Here is a 15,469-nt window from a genome sequence, read left to right as displayed (position 1 = left end):
TCAATTCCGCTGCAGTACGTACCGACCCGGCGCCGGCTCGACGACCGGGTGGCGCGCCGAGCCCAATTGGGTGCGCGCCTTCACCTTGCGGCCGCCGAACGGATCGAGCCAGTCGATCCAGGTGGGCCACCAGCTGCCCGGATGCTCGGTCGCGCCGTCGAACCATTCGTCGGCCGTGGCCGGCAAGGCGCGCGCCTCCGCGTCATGAGTCCAATAGCTGCGCTTGTTCTTCGCAGGCGGGTTGATCACGCCCGCGATGTGGCCCGATGCGCCGAGCACGAACTTGAGCGGCCCCGTCAGCAGCGAGGTCGACGCGTACGCGGTCGGCCACGGCACGATGTGATCCTCGCGCGAGCCGTAGATGAAGGTCGGCACGTCGATGCGCGACAGGTCCACCGGCTCGCCGCACACCGTCAGCGCGCCCGGCTCGCGCAGCTGGTTCTCGAGATAGGTATGGCGCAGATACCACGCGTACATCGGCCCCGGCAGGCTCGTCGAGTCGCCGTTCCAGTACAGCAGGTCGAACGGCGCCGGCGTGCGCCCCTTCAGATAGTTGTCGACGACGTAGTTCCAAACGAGATCGTTCGGGCGCAGGAACGAGAACGTGTTCGCGAACTCGACGCCGAGCATCAGCCCGGGCTTGCCGCCATGCTTGCCGCCGATGGTCTGCTCGCGCATCTGCACGTGCGCCTCGTCGACGAACACGTCGAGCACGCCCGTGTCGCTGAAATCGAGCATCGCGGTCAGGAGCGTCATCGAGGCGACCGGGTGTTCGCCGCGCGCGGCGAACACCGCGAGCGCGGTTGCCAGCATCGTGCCGCCGACGCAGAAGCCGAGCGCGTTGATCTGCTCGCGGCCGCTGATCTCGCGGACCACGTCGATCGCGGTGAGCATCCCTTCGTCGATGTAGTCGTCCCAGGTCTTGTGCGCCACCGAGGCGTCCGCGTTGCGCCACGACACCAGGTAGACCGGATGGCCGCTGGAGAGCGCGTGCGCAACCAGCGAATTCTCGGGCTGCAGATCGAGGATGTAGTACTTGTTGATGCAAGGCGGCACGATCAGGAGCGGCCGCTCGAACACGGTCGGCGTCTGCGGCTTGTACTGGATCAGCTGGATCAGGTCGTTCTCGAACACGACCGCGCCCTCGGTCGTGGCGAGATTGCGGCCGACCACGAATTGCGACTCGTCCGTCTGCGAAATCTTGCCGCGCTGCAAATCGCCGAGCAGATTCATCATGCCGAGGCGCAGGCTCTCCCCCTGCGTGTCGAGCAGGTTCTTCTGCACGTCGGGATTGAGCGCGAGGAAATTGCTCGGCGAGGTCGCGGCCGTCCATTGCTGCACCGCGAAGCGGATCCGCTCGCGCGTCTTCGCATCGGTCTCGACCGCATCGGCCAGCGCCTGCAGGTAGCGCGCGTTCAGCAGATACCAGGCCGCCGCGAACGCGTGCGCGGGCGACGCCTTCCAGGCATCCGCGCTGAACCGGCGGTCCTTCAGCTCGGGCGCTTCGAGCGTCGTCGCCGTGGACTGGCGGATCAGCGCCGCGCATTCCTGTGAGTAATCGGTCTGCAGCTGCTGCAGGCGCGCGGGCGGAATCGTGGCGACCGGCAGCTTGAACGCCGCGAGCGGCCCGGTCGCGCCCGCCCAGTCGGCGGGGGCCGGCGGCGCGAACGGAAACGCGGCGGCGCCGAACGGCGACGGCCCGGCAGCGGCGCCGGATGCGGCGCGCCCGCTCTCGGCGGCGCGCGCCCAAGCGCCCAGCCACGTCTCGAAGATCTGCTGCATCTGCTGCGCCGCCGGATCGGCGGACTGCTTACCGTGGGTGCGATCGGCCTCGGGGGATGTCGACGATTTTTTCGGTGCTGTCATACCTGCATTACCGGTGATACCTGCGCGGGTTTCCTGGAAATCCTGCTCGAGCCGCGTACCGCCCTCATCCCGCAGACGGTTGCGCCGGGCGGGCCGTCATGCTCTGGAGTATTTCCTCCAGATTCTGACGCAGTGCGGTAGTTTTATCATTATCGTTTTCCCCATGTGACCTGTGACGTCAATCAACGATCGGCCCGCCGGTTCGGAAAACCCGCGGAAAATGGCGAACGCAAGGCCACACGAGGCTTCGCGGCACGTCATCGAAGCGGGCAGTGTAAGCGAAGCGCGCGCGAAAATCGAACTGCGCAGTGCAGCAAAAATATCGTTCGCATACCGTTGGGAATTGCAACAAACCAGCCCGATTGGCCCCGTTCGCGAACGCACTCAATCCGCGAGCCAGATCAGCGCCGCCATGCGGCCCGTCACGCGGTCGCGACGGTACGAGTAGAAGCGCTCGCGCGCCGTCACCGTGCAGAGATCGCCGCCGCTCACCTGCGTCACGCCGAGGCGGGCGAGGCGCAGGCGCGCGAGCGCCGCGAGATGCGCGAAATATTTGTCGTGCGCCGCGTCATGCGCGACGAACGCGCGCGCGGTGGCCGTGTGCTCGGCGAGCGGCGCGGCCTCGAGAAATGCCGCGCGCACCTCCTGCCCGACCTCGAATGCCGTCGGCCCGATCGCCGGGCCGAGGTAGGCATGCAGGCGCTCGGGCGGCACGCCCGCGAGCGCGGCGACGCGCTGCGCGGTGCGCTCGATGACGCCCGACACGAGCCCGCGCCAGCCCGCGTGCGCGGCGCCCACCGCCCGCCCCGCGTCGTCGCACAGCAGCACCGGCATGCAATCGGCCACCATCACGACGCACACGACGCCCGGCGTGTCGGTCACGCTCGCATCGGCGTGCGGCGGCGGCGCATCGGGCGCGGCGGCCAGCGCCGCATCGGCCCGCACGATCTCGACGCCGTGCACCTGCTCGAGCCACGCGGCGCGCGGCTGGCCGGTCAGCGCGAGAAGCCGCGCGCGGTTCGCCTCGACGTGCGCGGGATCGTCGCCGGTGTGCAGGCCCAGGTTCAGGCCGCCCGGCAGCGCGATGCCCTCCTGCCAGCGGCCGTACGGCGGCAGGCTCACGCCGCCCGCGCGGGTCGACACCAGCGCGCGCACGCGCGGCGGCGCCTGCCAGTCGGGCTGCAGGCAATCGGCGGGCGTCAGCGCGGGCAACATCGTCATGGTCGGCCATCCTCGTCGTCGGGATACGGCTCGCCGTCCAGGCGCGCCGCGTCGAAATCATCCTCATAGACCGCGTCGTCGTCGCCGAATTCCGCTTCGTCGTGACCGAAGCCGAGCGCCTCGACCAGCGCGGCGATGTCGTCCGGCAGCGGACAGCGCCACTGCATCGTGCGGCCGCTCACCGGATGTACGAGCCCGAGCCGCCACGCATGCAGCGCCTGCCGCGCGAATCCGTCCGGCAGCGGCGTCACCGAACGCTTGCCGCGCGCGCGGCCGTAGACCGGATCGCCGAGCAGCGGATGACCGACATGCGCGCAATGCACGCGGATCTGGTGCGTCCGCCCGGTCTCCAGGTCGCACTGGATCGCCGAGACCGGCTGGCGCGACCACAGCGTCCGGTCGACGGTGCGGAAATGCGTGCGGGCCGGTTTGCCCGACGCACCGGTCACCACCGCCATGCGGGTGCGCTCGCGCGGATCGCGGCCGATCGGCGCGTCGATCGTGCCGTCCTCCGGCATCTGCCCCCACACGAGCGCGAAATAGCGGCGCTTCACGGTGCGGGCCTGCAACTGGCGGACGAGATCGGTCTGCGCGGCCAGCGTGCGCGCGACCACCATCAGCCCCGAGGTCTCCTTGTCGAGACGGTGCACGATGCCCGCGCGCGGCAGCCCGGCCGCCGCGTCGCCGTAGCGATGCAGCAGCCCGTTGAGCAGCGTGCCGCTCCAGTTGCCCGCCGCCGGGTGCACGACCATGCCGGCCGGCTTGTTGATGACGACCAGCGCCTCGTCTTCGTAGACAATCGTGAGCGGCACCGGCTCCGGCGCGAACGCGAGCTGTTCGGGCAGCAGATCGGGCACGAGCTCGATGGTCGCGCCGAGCGGGACCGGCTGGCGGACCCGCGCGGGTTCGCCGTCGACGCGCACGCGCTGCGCATCGATCCAGCTTTGCAGCCGGTTGCGCGAAAATTCAGGAAAAAGCTGGGCGAGCGCCTTGTCGAGGCGTTCGCCGGCCAACGCCGGCGGAACCTCGACGACGCGCGGCGCGGTATCGGCCGCACCGTCGGACGACGGCGCGGGACGCACCTCCAGCGCTTCGCTCGTCAGATCATCGTCGAGCGAATCACTGGAAGGAGCGTTGGACGACGAGGCGCTTGGGCTATAATCGTCGCTATTTGCCATGCCCGGCCGGGCATGCAATGAACTTGAACGGGTCATTTAGACTGGGTCACCGAGACTTAAAGCTAGGACATGCGAGCCCTATTCACCATGATGAATTCGACCAAACGCGCGGCAAAACCTGTGGCCGGCTGGATTGCGCTGGCCGCGGCCGCCGCACTCATCGCCGGCTGCCACGGTTTGCCGCAGAAGAGCGATGAGACCGCTGTCTGGTCGAACAACAAATTATACTCAGAGGCTCAGGATGCGTTGACGGGCGGCGACTGGGGCAAGTGCGCGAAGTACTTCGAATCGCTGCAGGGCCGTGACCCGTTCGGTCGTTTCGCGCAACAGGCGCAGATCAACGTCGCCTACTGCAACTGGAAGGACAACGAGCCGGCCGCAGCCGACCAGGCCGTCGACCGCTTCCTCCAGCTGCACCCGGATCACCCGGACATCCCCTACGCGTACTACCTGAAGGGCATGATCCACTTCAACGACGACCTGGGCCTGTTCGGCCGGTTCTCGGGCCAGGACATGAGCGAGCGCGACCCGCAGGCGCTGCGCGAGTCGTACGACGCGTTCAAGGTCGTGGTCGATCGTTTTCCGAAGAGCAAGTATGCACCCGACGCCGCCGCGCGGATGCGCTATATCGTGAACGCGCTCGCCTCGCACGAAGTGCACGCGGCCGATTATTACTATCGCCGCGGCGCCTACGTGGCCGCGATCAACCGCGCGCAGCTCGCGATCAAGGAATACAAGAACGCGCCCGCGATCGAGGACGCGCTGCACATCATGACGCTGTCGTACACGAAGCTGAACCAGCCGCAGCTCGCCGACGACACCAAGCGCGTGCTCGCGTCGACCTTCCCGGACAGCCCGTACGTCACCGGCCGCTCGCGGCCGGGCGCGAAGAAGTCCTGGTGGCAATTCTGACGGCAGCCCGCCGTCCGGGCGGCGCGCAGCGCGCCGGCCGGACCAGGCAATAAAAAACCCGGCCTGGCGCCGGGTTTTTTATTGCTTCGGGCGAAGCGCCGCTCAGGCCTCCTGGGCCGCGCGACGCTCCGTGAAGAACTCGCGCACCACCTCGATCTCGCGCGTGCGCTTGAACGGCGGCAGGCTTTGCCAGATGCGTCGGCCGTACGGCTTGTCGACGAGCCGCGTATCGCAGATCATCAACACGCCGCGGTCGGTTTCCGCGCGGATCAGGCGGCCCGCGCCCTGCTTCAGCGTGATCACGGCCTGCGGCAGCTGGTGCACGGCGAACGGGCTCAAGCCCTTCTTCGTCAACGCTTCGAGCCGCGCCGCGAGCACCGGGTCATCGGGCGGCGCGAACGGCAGCTTGTCGATCACGACGAGCGACAGCGCGTCGCCGCGCACGTCGACCCCTTCCCAGAAACTCTGGCTGCCCACCAGGATCGCGTTGCCGTACGCACGGAACCGGTCGAGCAGCTCGGTGCGGCTCGCGTCGCCCTGCACGAGCAGCGGCGTCGACCAGCCGCGCGACTCGATCGCGTCGCGCAATCGGTTCGCGATCCGGTCGACCGCGCGCAGCGTCGTGCACAGCATGAAGACCCCGCCGCCCGCCGCCTCGATCGCCGGCCACGCTGCCTCGAACACCGCGTCGGTGAACGCGGGCGACGACGGCTGCGGCAGATTGCGCGGCACGTACAGCAAACCCTGGTTCGGATAATCGAACGGACTCGCGAGCGTCATCGAGCGCCGCGCGCTGAGCCCCATCTGCGCCGCGTAATGGGTGAAGTCGCCGCGCACCGACAGCGTCGCCGACGTGAAGATCCAGGCGCGCGGCACGCCCGCGCGCTGTTTCGCGAAGATCGGCGCGACCGACAGCGGCGTCTCGTGCAATTGCACCGTATGCGAGAACACCTCGACCCAGCGCACCTTTTCATTCGGATCGCCGGATTCCTCCGCGGGCGCCTCCTCGGCAGCGCCCGACGCAGCGGCGCCCGACGCAACGGCGCCCGGAGCCTCCGGCACAACCCAGCCCGCCAGCAGATCCTGCAGTTCGCGCGCGCGCCGCAGGCACGCGCCCAGCGATTCCGCCCGCTCGGCCTGCCCGGCCAGCGCCGCGGCAAGCGCGTCGAGCGCCGCCTCGAGCGCATCGAGCGCCGCGAACAGCGGATGATCGCCGTCGAGCTGGGACAACGCGACCCGCACGATCGTATCGTCGGCGAAGGCAAGCCGGACATCGCGCGCAGCACGCTCCAGCGCGCCGCCCAGCTTCACCCATTCGACCGCATCGCGCGCATGGCTCAGGCCTTCCGCCACCGCGTCGCGCGCGAGTTCGAGCAACTGCGTGGTGGACAGCGTCTCGCCGAAGAACAGCGTCGCCGTCTCCGGCAGCTGATGCGCCTCGTCGAAGATGATCGTGTTCGCGCTCGGCAGCAGCTCGGCCATGCCGGTGTCGCGCAGCATGATGTCGGCGAAGAACAGATGGTGATTGACGACCACGACGTCCGCCTGCTGCGCCTCGCGACGCGCCTGCATCACGAAACATTCCTTGTAGTGCGGGCATTCCTGGCCGAGGCAGTTGTCGCGCGTCGACGTGACCATCGACCAGACCGGCGCGTTCTCCGGCACGCTCGCGAGTTCGGCCTTGTCGCCGCTGCGGGTGATCTTCGCGAAGCGCACGATCTCCTGCAGGTAGGCGGTATCCTGCCGCGACGGCAGGCGGCCGTTGTCGGCCGTGCGCTGCAGGTAGTAGTGGCACAGGTAGTTCGCGCGCCCCTTCAGCATCGCGACCGACACCGGCACGGCGAGCGCGTCGCGCACCGTCGGGATGTCGCGCTGGAACAACTGGTCCTGCAGGTGCTTCGTGCCGGTCGACACGATCACCTTGCCACCCCACAGCATCGCCGGCACGAGATACGCGTAGGTCTTGCCGGTGCCGGTGCCCGCCTCGACGATCAGCGTGTTGTCGGCCTGGTCGGCCGCGGCGTCCTGCCCGGCCGCCGCCGCGCCGGCCGGCGCATCCGTCAGGCGGCGCGCGGGACGCTTGCGCGTATCGAAGATCTCGGGCTCCGGCATCAACTTGCCCGACGCCTCCATCGCGGCGGCGACGGCCCGCGCCATCTCGATCTGCGACGCGCGGGAACGGTAGCCGTCGAGCACGCGCGACAGCAGGCCGCCCTCGCCGAAGATGGCATCGAGTTCATTGACGCGCTGTGGGCTCGGCGCATACGCGCCGTCGCCGGGCGCGCGGGCACGCGCGGCGGACGCGACATCGCGTCGCGCGTCGGGAGTGGCATCAAGCGGTGAATTCAAGGCAAGCGGTTCCTAGGTGTCCTGTCCGGCGCCTGCCGCGGCGCCGGCGCTTGCCAGGCCGCGCTCAGGCGCGCTTATCCGGTTCGAGCTGCGACTGCAGCATGATGATCTTGTCTTTGGCGAGCAGCTTTTCTTTCTTCAGGCGGTGCAGCGTCAGGTCGTCGATATCCGAACGGCCCTCTTTCTGTTCGATTTCTCGGGCCAGTTGGCTGTGCAGTTCCTGCAACGAGGCCAATCGGTTGTTCAACTCTTGCTGCGCGTCCACTTCACGGGTTTGCATACTCGCCTCCACACTGAGCGGCGCACGCTCGCAAAAGCGCGCGCCCGAGACTCCCTGCCGAATCGACTACCCCCACGCCTGCGCGGTTACTGCCCCTGCTGCTGTTTTTGCTGCGCCTTTTCGGCGGCCTGCCGCTGCCGCGCCTCGACATCCGCCTTGTGCTGCGCAGCAGCCTGCTGCTTGTCCTGGTAACGCTGGGCGTTGTCCGCCCGTTCCTGCGCCTTCTGCGCGCCTTGCGCGCGGGCCTCGTCCAGCTTGCGCTGGTAGTCGGCCTGCTTCTGGCCGTAGGCCTGCTGGTTCGATGCGCGCTGCGGCCCCTCGCCATCGCGCTGCGCGCGCTTCAGTGCGTTCTGTTGCTGCTTGTCCTGGTAGGCGGCGGCATTCGCCGCGTCTTCCGCCGCGCGCTGCGGCGCATTCGCCTGCTGCTGCGCCTGCTTCAGGGCCAGGTCCTGGTCACGTTGCTGGGCACGCACCGCGCGGTGCTCGTCGTTGAGCGCCAATTGCTCTTCGCTGATGCTCGAACGCTCGTCGCGCATCTTCTCGCGCGCCTTGTCCAGGCAATAATTCACGAAGAACTTGCTGTAGCAGTCGTGCTGGGCCACGGCATAACGATAATCGTTTTCCACCGTGCGTTGATCGAGCACTTTTTGACGTGCGTCGAAACTCAGCTCGTCGGCGGCCGTGCGGGCGCCCGACGCGGGGACGGCCGCCGCCTGGGCGAAGGCCGGCGCGACCGGAACGGACAATGCGGCGGCGCACGCGACGGCGAGCGCGGCAAGGGATAAGCGGGAGGTTGGCAACGTCGTAGGAAAGCTGCGGGACATGTGTCAAATTCTATCACCCCCCGGCTGGGCGCTTTCGCATTTATGGCAAAATGCCCCGCTCCATTCACCCGCCCGGACCGGCCTGCCCGCCACGGCAGCCCTGGCCCGGACGTTTTTGCCAGCAGGCCGTAGACGCACATCACGACATGACGGAAACCGTAGCACTCAAGATCGTACAGCGCATCGCCACCGAACTGACCGTTCAACCCCGCCAGGTCGCCGCAGCGGTGCAACTCCTCGACGAAGGCGCCACCGTTCCGTTCATCGCCCGCTACCGGAAGGAAGTGACGGGCGACCTGGACGACACGCAGTTGCGCCAGCTCGAAGAACGCCTGCTGTACCTGCGCGAGCTCGAGGACCGCCGTGCGACCATCCTCGCGAGCATCGACGAACAAGGCAAGCTGAGCGACGAGCTGCGCACCGCCGTCGAGGCCGCCGACAGCAAGCAGGTGCTGGAAGATCTGTACCTGCCGTACAAGCCGAAGCGCCGCACCCGTGCGCAGATCGCCCGCGAAGCGGGTCTCGAACCGCTCGCGCTCGCGCTGCTCGCGAATCCGCTGCTCGATCCGCAGGCCGAGGCCGCCGCCTACGTCGACGCCGACAAGGGCGTGGCCGACGTGAAGGCCGCGCTCGACGGCGCGCGCGACATCCTGACCGAGCAGTTCGGCGAGACAGCCGAGCTGCTCGGCAAGCTGCGCGACTACCTGACGAGCCAGGGCATCGTCTCGTCGGCCGTGGTCGACGGCAAGGAGCACGAGGAAGGCGAGAAATTCCGCGACTACTACGACTACTCGGAAACGCTGAAGACCGTGCCGTCGCACCGCGCGCTCGCGCTGTTCCGCGGCCGCAACGCCGGCGTGCTGACGGTCAAGCTCGGCCTCGGCGAAGAACTCGACGCGCAGGTCCCGCATCCGGGCGAGGCGATGATCGCGCGCCACGTCGGCATCGCGAACCAGAACCGCCCGGCCGACAAGTGGCTGTCCGACGTCTGCCGCTGGTGCTGGCGCGTGAAGGTGCAGCCGCACCTGGAAACCGAACTGCTCACCCAGCTGCGCGAGACCGCCGAGCACGAAGCGATCCGCGTGTTCGCGCGCAACCTGAAGGACCTGCTGCTCGCCGCGCCGGCCGGCCCGAAGGCCGTGATCGGCCTCGACCCGGGCCTGCGCACGGGCGTGAAGGTCGCGGTCGTCGACCGCACCGGCAAGGTGCTCGCGACCGACACCATCTTCCCGCACGAGCCGCGCCGCGACTGGGACGGCTCGCTCGCGAAGCTCGCGCGGATCGCCGCGCAGACCCAGGCGGAGCTGGTCAGCATCGGCAACGGCACCGCCTCGCGCGAAACCGACAAGCTCGCGAGCGAGCTGATCGCCCGCCATCCCGAGCTCAAGCTGCAGAAGATCGTCGTGTCGGAAGCCGGGGCGTCGGTGTACTCGGCCTCCGAGCTGGCCGCGAAGGAATTCCCGGAGCTCGACGTGACGCTGCGCGGCGCCGTGTCGATCGCGCGCCGCCTGCAGGACCCGCTCGCCGAGCTGGTCAAGATCGAACCAAAGGCGATCGGCGTCGGCCAGTACCAGCACGACGTGAACCAGCGCGAGCTGGCGCGCTCGCTCGACGCGGTCGTCGAGGACTGCGTGAACGCGGTCGGCGTCGATGCGAACACCGCGTCGGCGGCGCTGCTCGCGCGCGTGTCCGGCCTCAATGCGACGCTGGCCCGCAACATCGTCGACTACCGCGACGCCAACGGCCCGTTCCCCTCGCGCGAACACCTTCGCAAGGTACCCCGCCTCGGCGACAAGACCTTCGAACAGGCCGCGGGCTTCCTGCGCATCAGCGGCGGCGAGAATCCGCTCGACCGCTCGTCGGTCCACCCGGAAGCCTATCCGGTCGTGGAACGGATCCTCGCGAAGATTCGCAAGCGCATCGACGACGTGCTCGGCAATCGCGACTCGCTCGCCGGTCTGTCGGCCGCCGAATTCGTCGACGAGCGCTTCGGGCTGCCCACCGTGCGCGACATCCTGTCCGAACTGGAAAAACCGGGCCGCGATCCGCGCCCCGAATTCAAGACGGCCACCTTCCGCGACGGCGTCGAGAAGGTATCGGATCTCGAACCGGGGATGGTGCTCGAGGGCGTGGTGACCAACGTCGCGGCCTTCGGCGCGTTCGTGGATGTCGGCGTGCACCAGGACGGCCTCGTGCACGTGTCGGCGATGTCGACCAAGTTCATCAAGGATCCGCACGAAGTCGTGAAGGCTGGCCAGGTCGTGAAGGTCAAGGTGCTCGAAGTCGACGTCAAACGTCAGCGGATTGCGCTGACGATGCGGCTCGGCGACGACGTCGCGCCTGCCGGCACGCAGCAGGAGCGCGGCGGCAACGCCCGCGGCCAGGGCGGCGGCCAACGCCCGCCGCGCGCGCGCGAACCGGAACCGGCAGGCGCCATGGCTGCCGCGTTCGCGAAGCTCAAGCGCTGAACGCGACCGTCAGGCGTCGCGTTCGACGTGCAAACCCGCAGCCTGCCCGCTGCGGGTTTTTTATTGCGCGACGCGCCACCGCGGGCGCGTCGACCGCGGCAAAAGCGCCGCGCATAAAAAACGCGAACGGATCTGCATCCGTTCGCGTCTTGATTCAAGCGGCCCGGCTCAGATCTCGATCTTCGTTCCCAGTTCGACGACCCGGTTGGCCGGAATCGCGAAGAAGTCGGTCGGCTTGGCCGCGTTCTGATGCATCCATGCGAACACGCGCTCGCGCCAGATCGACATGCCGGGCAGATGGGTCGGCACGACCGTTTCGCGGGCGAGGAAGAACGAGGTATCCATCAGCTCGAATGTCATGTCGTAGGTGCGGCCCACCTCCTCGATCACCGCCTTCACGTCCGGCGTCTCGTTGAAGCCGTATTCGGCCTTCACGATATAGAGCCCGCCGCCCGCCTCCTGCACGGTCACGCGCTCCTCGTCGCGCACATACGGAATGTCGCGCGTGACGAACGTGAGGAACAGCGTGCGCTCGTGCAGCACCTTGTTGTGCTTCAGGTTGTGCAGCAGGCTGACCGGCACGAGCGTGTCGTTGCCCGTCAGGTAGATCGCGGTGCCCGACACGCGGTGCGGCGGATGCGCGAGCAGGCCCTGCAGGAACGGCGTCAACGGGATGCCGTCGGCCGCGGTGCGCTCCTTGACGATGTGCCGCCCCTTGTACCAGGTCATCAGCAGGAAGAACAGCAGCGCGCCGATGCCGAGCGGCAGCCAGCCGCCCTGCGCGACCTTCAGCAGGTTCGCGCCGAAGAAGCCGAGGTCGACCACGAGGAAGATCCCGATGATGAGCCCCACCAGAAACTTGTTCCACTTCCATACCTTCAGCATCACGACGCAGGCCAGCACGGTGGTGATCACCATCGTCGCGGTCACGGCGATGCCGTACGCGGCGCCGAGGCTGTCCGAACTCTTGAAGCCGATCACGATGCAGAGGATCACGAACAGCAGCAGCCAGTTGACCACCGGCACGTAGATCTGGCCGATCGCCAGCTCCGAGGTGTGCAGCACCTTCATGCGCGGCACGTAGCCGAGCTGGATCGCCTGGCTCGTCAGCGAGTACGCGCCGGAGATCACCGCCTGCGACGCGATCACGGTCGCCACCGTCGACAGCACCACGAGCGGCAACAGCCCCCATTGAGGCGCGAGCAGGAAGAACGGATTCTCGATCGCCTTCGGATCCTGGATCAGCAGCGCGCCCTGGCCGAAATAGTTGAGCACGAGCGAGGGCATCACGAGCACATAGGCGGCCAGCCGGATCGGCTTCGCGCCGAAGTGCCCCATGTCCGCGTAGAGCGCCTCGGCGCCCGTCAGCACCAGCACGACCGAGCCGAGCACGACATAGGCCTGCAGCACGTGCTCGGACATGAAGGAGAACGCGTAGTACGGGTTGATCGCGGCGATGATCGTCGGCACGCGAACGATGTGGTACACGCCGAGCACCGCGATCGCCAGGAACCACAGCACCATGATCGGGCCGAACAGCTTGCCGACCATCGCCGTGCCGTGCCGCTGGATCCAGAACAGCGCGATCAGGATCACGATCGTGATCGGCAGCACCAGGTGCGACAGTTGCGGCGCGGCGATCTGGAGCCCCTCGACCGCCGACAGCACCGAGATCGCGGGCGTGATGACCGCGTCGCCATAGAACATGCATGCGCCGAAGATGCCGAGCGCCATCAGGATGCCCGCGAGTTTCTTCTTGGGATCGAGCGGCCGCAGCGACAGCGCCATCAGCGCGAGCACGCCGCCCTCGCCGTTGTTGTCCGCGCGCATCACGAACAGCAGGTACTTGATGCCGACCACGAGGATGATGGCCCAGAACAGCAGCGAGATCACGCCGAGAATCGAACTCTGCGTGAGGGGAATGCCGTGGGAGGGGCTGAACGCCTCCTTGAGCGAATACAGTGGACTGGTGCCGATGTCGCCGAAGACCACACCGATTGCGGCTATCGCGAGCGATTGCAGAGAATGCTGGCGCGTGGACGAGTGGTTCGTGTCGGTCATAAAAGCGATGTAGATCCGTTCTGGGGTCGGAAAAAACGAGCGCTATTCTAACTGGGCACGCAAAAATGCCGTCTCGCTGTGTTGTCAGCGCACCACGCGAAACGGCGAGCCAGTTTATCACGCCCCTCCGGGCGCCCCGCGCTGTCAAGGCGCGCAAGCCTTGTCGCACCAGCATCGCGTCGGCGCGACAAGCGTAAAAAAAAGGAAAAAAAACGGCGCCCGAGGGGCGCCGTTTCGAACGTCAAGCTGACGATTTGCTTACGCATCCGCGTCTTCGCGTTGCGTATTGCCACGCTTGATCCACGCGCCGAGGTTGTGCGGACGCACCGTGTCCCACTCCTCGAACGGCTGGTGAATCCACGGATTCGTTTCCAGATACTGCACGTGATAGTCCGGCTTCACCTTCGAGCAGCCCTTGTACCAGAGCACGGCCGAACGCACGGCCGTCACGGCCGGATAGCGTTCCTTCAGATGCTGCTGGACGCGCGCGAGCGTCACGCCCGAATCGACGAGGTCGTCGACCAGCAGCACGTTGCCGGTCAGCTCGCCGCGCGTCATCGTGATGTACTGGCCGATGTCGAGATCGCCTTGCTCGCGGCCGGCCGCTTCGCGGTAGGAACTCGTCGCGAGGATCGCGAGCGGCAGGTCGTAGATGCGCGACAGCTGGTCGCCCACGCGCAGGCCGCCGCGCGCGAGGCACAGGATCTTGTCGAACTTCCAACCCGACTCATGCACGGCGAGCGCGAGCAGTTCGATCAGACGGTGGTACTCATCCCAACCCACCCAGAGATTCTTCTCGTCATTGCGCGGGTCGGCCATTTCCAGCATTGGCAGGGAGTGTTGCGTCATCACGCCTTACACCTTGAACGGATGGCGCAGCAGGATCGTCTCGTCGCGATCGGGGCCCGTGGACACCATGTCGACCGGCACGCCGGCGACTTCCTGGATGCGCGTCAGGTAGGCGCGCGCATTGGCGGGCAGCGCATCCCAGGTCTTGATGCCGACCGTGCTTTCCTTCCAGCCGCCGAAGGTCTCGTAGACCGGCTCGCAACGCGCCACTTCGGCCGCGCCGCGCGGCAGGATGTCGAGATCCTTGCCGTCCATCTTGTAGCCGACGCACAGCTTCACTTCGTCGAGCCCGTCGAGCACGTCGAGCTTCGTCATGCACAGGCCCGACACGCCGTTGATCTGGATCGAGCGGCGCAGCGCGGCTGCGTCGAGCCAGCCCGTGCGGCGCGGACGGCCCGTGACCGAACCGAATTCCTTGCCGACGTTCGCGAGCGTGACGCCCACCTGGTCCTGACGCTTGGGGTTGTCCGCGTCGTACAGTTCGCTCGGGAACGGGCCCGCGCCGACGCGCGTGCAATAGGCCTTGGTGATGCCGAGGATGTAGTTGAGCTTGTGCGGACCGACGCCCGCGCCCGCCGACGCCGCGCCTGCTACGCAGTTGCTCGAGGTGACGAACGGATAGGTGCCGTGGTCGATATCGAGCAGCGTGCCCTGCGCGCCTTCGAACAGCAGGTTGTTGCCGGCGTTGTTCTCTTCGTACAGGCGCAGCGACACGTCGGTCACCATCGGCTTGAGCCGATCCGCATAGCCGAGCATCGTGTCGAGCGTGGACTGGAAATCGACGGCTGCGCCGCCGAGATACTGGGTCAGCACGAAATTGTGGAAATCGAGGTTTTCGCGCAGGCGGTCGGCGAAGGTCTTCGCGTCGAACAGATCCTGCACGCGCAGCGCGCGACGGCCGACCTTGTCTTCGTACGCAGGCCCGATGCCGCGCCCGGTCGTGCCGATCTTGCCCGCGCCGCGGCGCGCTTCGCGCGCCTGGTCGATCGCGACGTGATACGGGAGGATCAGCGTGGCCGCTTCGGAAATGAACAGGCGGCTCTGCACGTCGAGGCCGGCCTCTTCCAGCTCGCCGATCTCCTTGAACAGCGCCTCGGGCGACAGCACCACACCGTTGCCGATGTAGCAGGCGACGCCTTCACGCATGATGCCCGACGGGATGAGGCGCAAGATCGTCTTCTTGCCGCCGATGATGAGGGTGTGGCCGGCGTTGTGACCGCCCTGGAAACGCACGACGCCCTTGGCGTGGTCCGTCAGCCAGTCGACGATCTTGCCCTTGCCTTCATCACCCCATTGAGTACCCACGACGACGACGTTGCGCCCGGGAGTCACATTCACTGCGCTGGCAGACATGTTGATTCGTTAGCTGGTTAAAAACGTATTCTACCTATGTTCGCCGCCGGTTCCGAATTTTTCCGTTTCACTTCAACGATGTGGAACTCCAAAGAACCGCCGGCGCCC

Annotated in this window: 11 protein-coding genes; 2 read left to right on the top strand and 9 right to left on the bottom strand. The window is 67.3% G+C overall.

Annotated elements, in window-relative coordinates:
- The 3 genes from phaC to Bsp3421_RS20600 form a co-directional block, all read right to left on the bottom strand.
- Positions 1-1,782, bottom strand: coding sequence for a class I poly(R)-hydroxyalkanoic acid synthase (phaC, locus tag Bsp3421_RS20610; protein WP_274004295.1), 1,782 nt, complete (start codon positions 1,780-1,782; stop codon positions 1-3).
- 468 nt (positions 1,783-2,250) lie between these two features.
- Entirely contained in the window at positions 2,251-3,087 is an 837-nt protein-coding gene (gene pgeF, locus Bsp3421_RS20605; RefSeq protein ID WP_274002945.1) for a peptidoglycan editing factor PgeF, read from the bottom strand.
- Positions 3,084-4,301 (bottom strand): RluA family pseudouridine synthase, encoded by a 1,218-nt coding sequence (locus Bsp3421_RS20600; RefSeq protein WP_274002943.1) that lies wholly within the window; start codon positions 4,299-4,301, stop codon positions 3,084-3,086. The genes pgeF and Bsp3421_RS20600 overlap by 4 nt, the downstream gene beginning before the upstream one ends.
- Before the next feature lie 51 nt (positions 4,302-4,352).
- Between Bsp3421_RS20600 and Bsp3421_RS20595 the strand changes: the two genes are divergently transcribed.
- Entirely contained in the window at positions 4,353-5,177 is an 825-nt protein-coding gene (locus Bsp3421_RS20595) for an outer membrane protein assembly factor BamD (RefSeq protein WP_274002942.1), read from the top strand.
- A gap of 102 nt (positions 5,178-5,279) precedes the next feature.
- Here the strand turns inward: Bsp3421_RS20595 and Bsp3421_RS20590 are convergent, their stop codons facing one another.
- The 3 genes from Bsp3421_RS20590 to Bsp3421_RS20580 form a co-directional block, all read right to left on the bottom strand.
- Positions 5,280-7,526, bottom strand: coding sequence for an ATP-dependent DNA helicase (locus Bsp3421_RS20590; RefSeq protein ID WP_274002939.1), 2,247 nt, complete (start codon positions 7,524-7,526; stop codon positions 5,280-5,282).
- A 64-nt stretch (positions 7,527-7,590) separates the two neighbouring features.
- Positions 7,591-7,806, bottom strand: coding sequence for a YdcH family protein (locus tag Bsp3421_RS20585; protein ID WP_274002937.1), 216 nt, complete (start codon positions 7,804-7,806; stop codon positions 7,591-7,593).
- Positions 7,807-7,892: 86 nt separating this feature from the next.
- Positions 7,893-8,630, bottom strand: a complete 738-nt coding sequence (locus tag Bsp3421_RS20580) for a hypothetical protein (protein WP_274002935.1) — start codon at positions 8,628-8,630, stop codon at positions 7,893-7,895.
- A 146-nt stretch (positions 8,631-8,776) separates the two neighbouring features.
- Between Bsp3421_RS20580 and Bsp3421_RS20575 the strand changes: the two genes are divergently transcribed.
- Positions 8,777-11,098 (top strand): Tex family protein, encoded by a 2,322-nt coding sequence (locus Bsp3421_RS20575; RefSeq protein WP_274002933.1) that lies wholly within the window; start codon positions 8,777-8,779, stop codon positions 11,096-11,098.
- Between the two features lie 168 nt (positions 11,099-11,266).
- Here the strand turns inward: Bsp3421_RS20575 and Bsp3421_RS20570 are convergent, their stop codons facing one another.
- The 3 genes from Bsp3421_RS20570 to Bsp3421_RS20560 all read right to left on the bottom strand — a co-directional run bounded on the left by Bsp3421_RS20570 (position 11,267) and on the right by Bsp3421_RS20560 (position 15,361).
- A complete protein-coding gene (locus tag Bsp3421_RS20570) occupies positions 11,267-13,159 on the bottom strand; it encodes a potassium transporter Kup (RefSeq protein WP_274002932.1) in 1,893 nt (630 codons plus the stop codon).
- A gap of 258 nt (positions 13,160-13,417) precedes the next feature.
- Positions 13,418-14,008: a phosphoribosyltransferase gene (locus Bsp3421_RS20565; RefSeq protein WP_274002930.1), complete on the bottom strand. Its 591-nt coding sequence runs from the start codon at positions 14,006-14,008 to the stop codon at positions 13,418-13,420.
- Between the two features lie 6 nt (positions 14,009-14,014).
- On the bottom strand, positions 14,015-15,361 hold the full coding sequence (locus tag Bsp3421_RS20560) for an adenylosuccinate synthase (protein ID WP_274002927.1): 1,347 nt from the start codon (positions 15,359-15,361) through the stop codon (positions 14,015-14,017).
- Between the last annotated feature and the right edge of the window lie 108 nt (positions 15,362-15,469).

Origin of the sequence: Burkholderia sp. FERM BP-3421, assembly GCF_028657905.1 — a bacterium.
Taxonomy (GTDB): domain Bacteria; phylum Pseudomonadota; class Gammaproteobacteria; order Burkholderiales; family Burkholderiaceae; genus Burkholderia.
This window is presented reverse-complemented; position numbering and strand designations above follow the sequence as displayed.

Excerpts from the sequence above, each read along its gene's own strand:
- Bsp3421_RS20570 (WP_274002932.1), bottom strand. The coding sequence starts at position 13,159 with ATGACCGACACGAACCACTCGTCCACGCGCCAGCATTCTCTGCAATCG.
- Bsp3421_RS20565 (WP_274002930.1), bottom strand. The coding sequence starts at position 14,008 with ATGACGCAACACTCCCTGCCAATGCTGGAAATGGCCGACCCGCGCAAT.
- Bsp3421_RS20585 (WP_274002937.1), bottom strand. The coding sequence starts at position 7,806 with ATGCAAACCCGTGAAGTGGACGCGCAGCAAGAGTTGAACAACCGATTG.
- Bsp3421_RS20600 (WP_274002943.1), bottom strand. The coding sequence starts at position 4,301 with ATGACCCGTTCAAGTTCATTGCATGCCCGGCCGGGCATGGCAAATAGC.
- Bsp3421_RS20560 (WP_274002927.1), bottom strand. The coding sequence starts at position 15,361 with ATGTCTGCCAGCGCAGTGAATGTGACTCCCGGGCGCAACGTCGTCGTC.
- phaC (WP_274004295.1), bottom strand. The coding sequence starts at position 1,782 with ATGCAGCAGATCTTCGAGACGTGGCTGGGCGCTTGGGCGCGCGCCGCC.
- Bsp3421_RS20580 (WP_274002935.1), bottom strand. The coding sequence starts at position 8,630 with ATGTCCCGCAGCTTTCCTACGACGTTGCCAACCTCCCGCTTATCCCTT.
- Bsp3421_RS20595 (WP_274002942.1), top strand. The coding sequence starts at position 4,353 with ATGATGAATTCGACCAAACGCGCGGCAAAACCTGTGGCCGGCTGGATT.
- pgeF (WP_274002945.1), bottom strand. The coding sequence starts at position 3,087 with ATGACGATGTTGCCCGCGCTGACGCCCGCCGATTGCCTGCAGCCCGAC.
- Bsp3421_RS20575 (WP_274002933.1), top strand. The coding sequence starts at position 8,777 with ATGACGGAAACCGTAGCACTCAAGATCGTACAGCGCATCGCCACCGAA.